Here is a 4,830-nt window from a genome sequence, read left to right on the forward strand (position 1 = left end):
ACCCAGAAGCTAAGCCTCTCATCGCTGATAATACTTGCCCTTGCAGGGTTGGAAACGTAGGTCGCTGCCTAGTTGATCAATTTACTTATCTCTCAACTTATTTTATCAAACTCCTTTTTATTAATTACTTATTTTACTTAATTATATTATTTATTATGGCTAATTTATTATCCTCACAATCACACCTATTATGTATAATTATGGTATTATTTCACATATTATTTTAGGATCATATATGAAAAACTACATTAAAAATCAAATTAAAAAATCTTACGAAACTAAACAAGCTATTTATGAAAATGAAGAGTTATTAAATAAAATATTAGAAGTTTCAAAATTGTGTGTTGAACTCTATAGAGGTCCAAATAAGACTATTTTAGCAGGTAATGGCGGTAGTGCTGCGGATGCACAGCATATAGCTGCTGAATTAGTAGGTCGATATGGCTTTGATAGACCTTCTATTCCCTCACTTGCCCTTACAACAGATACATCAAACTTAACTGCTATCGGAAATGATTACGGTTATGACAAAGTTTTTTCTCGTCAACTTGAAGGTATGGGTCAGAAGGGGGATATCTTTATAGGTATTTCTACTTCTGGAAATTCTGTTAATATTATTAATGCATTTAACAGTGCAAAGGAAAAAGGGATAACCACTGTAGCTATGGTTGGTCGTGATGGTGGAGAAATGGCTAAACTAGCTGATTATGCTTTAGTTGTTCCATCAGATTCAACACCAAGAATACAGGAATCACATATATTGATAGGACATATCATCTGTGATATTATAGAAAAAGAAATATTTGGTGATGGTGTAAGTTAATTGGAAATGAATAGAGCGCTTTTCCTTGATCGTGACGGTGTGATTAATGTTGAAAAAGATTATCTTTACAAAATAGAAGATTTTGAGTTTATTGATGGTATATTTGAACTTTGTAGATACTATCAAAAACAAGGTTTTATTATTGTTGTTGTAACAAATCAATCAGGTATTGTCAGAGATTATTACACTGAAGAAGATTTTGCCATATTGACTTCTTGGATGCTTGAAGAATTTTCTTCTAAGGATATTGATATTAAGAAAGTCTACTATTGTCCTCATCATCCTGATATATCAGGAGAATGTAGATGTAGAAAACCAAACCCTGGTATGTTACTTCAAGCTGCCGAGGAGCTAAACATTGATCTCAAAAACTCTATTATTATCGGTGATAAAGAGAGAGATGTCTTAGCAGGCATAAATGCTGGTTTGACTACTACATATTTGTTTGATGAAAGCAATAGAATAAAAGTATCTAAGGCTAATAAAATTGTTTCAAAGTTAGAGGATATTTATAGTGTTAATACTTAATAGCGGTGGTACATTTAATAAAAGATATAATCCATTAAGTGGCGAATTAGAGATACCATACGATAATGAAGTAGTTGATAAAATACTTCAAAGTGCTGATTTTGATTATGATTTAGCTGGAGTTGTGTACAAAGATAGCCTAGAGATGGATATGAACGATAGAAAAATGCTTGCAAGTATTATTATGGAATCAAAGGATGATACTTTTATTATAGTTCATGGAACGGATACTATGAATATAACAGCAGAGTTTTTATCAGAAATTTTTGATGATAGAAAGATTATATTAACCGGTTCCATGAATCCTTTTGAGATTGATAACGTAGAAGCATCTTTAAATTTAGGTATTGCAATAGGTTTTGCAAAAGCAGAGACTAAAAACGGTGTATATATATGCATGAATGGACTTGTTGAATCTTGCCAAAATATAGCAAAAAATAGAGCTTTGGGAAAGTTTGAACTTGTCAAATAGCGTAGTATGTAGTCATTGTCATTTAAAATTTGATGAATCAGTTATGATTAAAGACAGTAGCCATTATTTTTGTTGTAACGGATGTCAGGGCGTCTTTAATCTTTTAAGTGACGAGGGACTTGATAGTTTTTATGATAAAGCTTCAAATACAGTCCTATCTCCTCCAACGAAAAAATACGAAGACTCATCAAGTTTTGATACAGAATCTTTTAAAGACGCTTTTATCAATGTCAATAGTGATGGTTTTAATGTAGTATCGCTAATTATTGAAGGTATTCACTGCTCTGCTTGTGTATGGCTAAATGAAAAAGCTCTTCACAAAATGGATGGTGTAATAGAGGCAAATATTAATTTTACAAACAATAAGGCCACAATAGTTTGGGCTGATGATGTTGTAAAACTATCTTCAATAATAGATATGATCCGTTCAATTGGTTACAATGCATTTGCGTATGATGCATCTATTCAAGAGACACATGCTAATAAAGAGAGAAAGTCTTACTACCTGAAAATGGCAGTCGCAATTTTTGCATCTATGAATATCATGTGGATTGCAGTAGCTCAATATGCAGGATATTTTAGCGGTATTACACAGGATGTTAAAACAATATTAAATATTGCTGAAGGAGTGCTTGCGACACCAGTTCTATTCTACAGTGGATGGGTTTTTTTTAGAGGTGCATATTACGGTTTGAAGACAAAAGTTGTAAATATGGATCTTCTTGTTGCAACGGGCGCTTTACTTACATATATATACTCTATTTACATTACAGTAGCCGAACATGGAGAGGCTTATTTTGATTCTGTGAGCATGATTATTACTTTTGTACTAATTGGAAAGTTTTTAGAAGTGCTAAGTAAAAAGAATGCTGCGGATACTTTAGATGTAATAGGTAAACATATTCCAAGTGAAGTGAATCTTGTGATAGATGGTGCCATTGTTGCCCGTAAGCTTGATAATGTAAATGTAGGAGACACAATTGTTGTTTCTTCAGGAGAGAAAGTTCTTTTAGATGGTGAGATAGTTAAGGGCGGTGGTTCATTTGACGAGTCAAACTTGACCGGAGAAAGTGAACCGATATATAAAAGTGTTGGTGATTCAATAATTAGTGGAACGACGAGTATAGATGCTGATGTGCATTTTATCGCTTCTAAAGATTTTAAGCACTCAACACTATCAAACCTTGTAACACTTTTAGAATCTGCTATAAATAAAAAGCCTAAGATCCAGCAAATAGCAAACAGACTCTCAGAACATTTTTCAACTGCCATTTTAGCTCTATCTTTTTTAACATTTTTTGTATGGTGGGCTTTAGGCAATAATTTTGAAATATCTTTCATGATTGGTATCTCTGTTATTGTCATAGCCTGTCCTTGTGCTTTAGCTCTGGCAACACCGGTAGCAACATTGGTTGGTCTAAGTCTTGGTGCTACAAAAGGAATACTCTTTAAAGAAGCAGCTCAACTAGAAACTATGGCCAAAGTTGATACATTAGTTTTAGATAAAACAGGGACGATAACTATAGGAAAACCGGAAGTTGTAAATGTACATATCTACGGCGAGTTTGACAAAGTGTTACTCCACTCGCTTACAAAGCTTTCTAAGCACCCTGTGGCATTTGGTATATGTAAGTATTTAAAAGAAGAAGATGAAAATATACAAGAGATTATATTTGATGACTTTTCTCAAATACCGGCATCTGGAATAAAAGCCAAATATAATGATATAGAAGTTCTAGGTGGTAATTTGAAACTTTTAGAGCAAAACGATATATCAATTGATTTTAGCACAGATAACAGTGTTTTTTATTATGTAGTAAATAAAAAGTTAGTTGCAATTTATGAGCTTAGCGACAAGATAAAAGATGGAGCATTAGAGCTTGTAGAAGAGTTGAAAAGAAGAAACATCAAAACCATTATGCTTACCGGAGATAACGAGCATATTGCAAAGAAAGTTGCACTGCAAGTTGGTATTACGGATTTTCTTTATGAACAAACACCAGAAAATAAATCTGAATACATAGATAGTCTTCACGAGCAAAAAAGAACAGTAGTAATGGTTGGAGACGGAGTAAACGATATATTAGCTCTATCATCTGCTGACATAGGAATAGTAATGGGTAGCGGTAGTGATATTGCAGTAGAGATTGGAGATGTCGTTTTACTGAATGATTCACTAAGATCACTGCAAGATGCTTTTAAGATAAGCCGTACTACTTATGGACTAATAAAACAAAACCTGTTTATCTCTCTTGCGTATAATGCTATTACTATTCCATTGGCTATGGCAGGTTTTGTAATTCCTCTTGTAGCAGCAATATCAATGTCGGTCAGTTCACTTTTAGTTGTAGGAAATTCAATGAGAATACGATATAAGTGGAAACAAAATTAAGATATGGAGTGTTAAATGGATAATTGGGTAATAGCAATGATGCTTGGAGCTTCTATATTTTTAGGAGCGATAGCACTTTTCGCTTTTCTTTGGGCTATAAAAAATGGTCAGTTTGATGATGAAGAGAAGTTTTTAAATGCTGCAAAGTTTGACGGCGAAGAAGAGCTGAATGATGCACTAAAACAAGAACAGAAAAAAGAAGCTTTAAAGAAAAATTATAGACCTGAATAAAAAAGAAGTTGAAAAATTGTTGAGTGAAGATAAATCACCCCAAGGGGGCAATTTAAGATAAATTATTTACCTATAGTTTGTGAGAAAGCGTCTAAATCAGCGTCAGAATATTTTCCAACTTGACCTTTCATAAGACCTTTCATTGGACCACCATAAGTACCAGCTTTGTAGCCTTTAAGTGCATCAGCGATCTCAGCGTGAGTCATTTCTGCAACATTTTTAGATTTACCTAGAGCCGCTTTGCTCCAGTCAGCACCGTGACAAGAAGTACAAGCTTTTCCATTTACTGCTGCCATTGAAGCTGTTGCTAGTGCTAAAGTAGCGATTGAAGCGATTACGATTTTTTTCATTTTTTTTCCTTAGATTAATTTTCGAACCAATTAT

At 33.5% G+C, this 4,830-nt stretch carries 6 protein-coding genes; 5 read left to right on the forward strand and 1 reads right to left on the reverse strand.

Translation table 11 applies throughout. The annotated features are described in order from the left end of the window. Positions 1-235: 235 nt before the first annotated feature. From gmhA to ccoS, 5 genes are read left to right on the forward strand one after another with little or no spacing between them, the layout of a single operon-like run. Entirely contained in the window at positions 236-823 is a 588-nt protein-coding gene (gmhA, locus tag ABZC13_RS14095) for a D-sedoheptulose 7-phosphate isomerase (RefSeq protein ID WP_373005294.1), read from the forward strand. A 6-nt stretch (positions 824-829) separates the two neighbouring features. After that, complete coding sequence (gmhB, locus tag ABZC13_RS14100) at positions 830-1,351, forward strand: D-glycero-beta-D-manno-heptose 1,7-bisphosphate 7-phosphatase (protein ID WP_373005298.1); 522 nt, start codon at positions 830-832, stop codon at positions 1,349-1,351. Further along, the gene (locus ABZC13_RS14105; protein WP_373005300.1) at positions 1,338-1,823 is read left to right on the forward strand and encodes an asparaginase domain-containing protein; all 486 of its coding nucleotides are present in this window, start codon (positions 1,338-1,340) and stop codon (positions 1,821-1,823) included. Before gmhB ends, ABZC13_RS14105 begins: the two co-directional genes overlap by 14 nt. Then, entirely contained in the window at positions 1,813-4,215 is a 2,403-nt protein-coding gene (locus ABZC13_RS14110; RefSeq protein ID WP_373005303.1) for a heavy metal translocating P-type ATPase, read from the forward strand. Before ABZC13_RS14105 ends, ABZC13_RS14110 begins: the two co-directional genes overlap by 11 nt. 15 nt (positions 4,216-4,230) lie before the next feature. Further along, a complete protein-coding gene (ccoS, locus tag ABZC13_RS14115; protein WP_373005306.1) occupies positions 4,231-4,446 on the forward strand; it encodes a cbb3-type cytochrome oxidase assembly protein CcoS in 216 nt (71 codons plus the stop codon). 62 nt (positions 4,447-4,508) lie between these two features. Here ccoS and ABZC13_RS14120 read toward each other — a convergent pair whose 3' ends face one another. Beyond that, positions 4,509-4,796, reverse strand: coding sequence for a cytochrome c (locus tag ABZC13_RS14120; protein ID WP_373005309.1), 288 nt, complete (start codon positions 4,794-4,796; stop codon positions 4,509-4,511). Positions 4,797-4,830 lie beyond the last annotated feature (34 nt).

Source organism: Sulfurimonas sp. (genome assembly GCF_041563035.1).
Lineage (GTDB): Bacteria > Campylobacterota > Campylobacteria > Campylobacterales > Sulfurimonadaceae > Sulfurimonas.

Excerpts from the sequence above, each read along its gene's own strand:
- gmhB (WP_373005298.1), top strand. The coding sequence starts at position 830 with ATGAATAGAGCGCTTTTCCTTGATCGTGACGGTGTGATTAATGTTGAA.
- gmhA (WP_373005294.1), top strand. The coding sequence starts at position 236 with ATGAAAAACTACATTAAAAATCAAATTAAAAAATCTTACGAAACTAAA.
- ABZC13_RS14120 (WP_373005309.1), bottom strand. The coding sequence starts at position 4,796 with ATGAAAAAAATCGTAATCGCTTCAATCGCTACTTTAGCACTAGCAACA.
- ccoS (WP_373005306.1), top strand. The coding sequence starts at position 4,231 with ATGGATAATTGGGTAATAGCAATGATGCTTGGAGCTTCTATATTTTTA.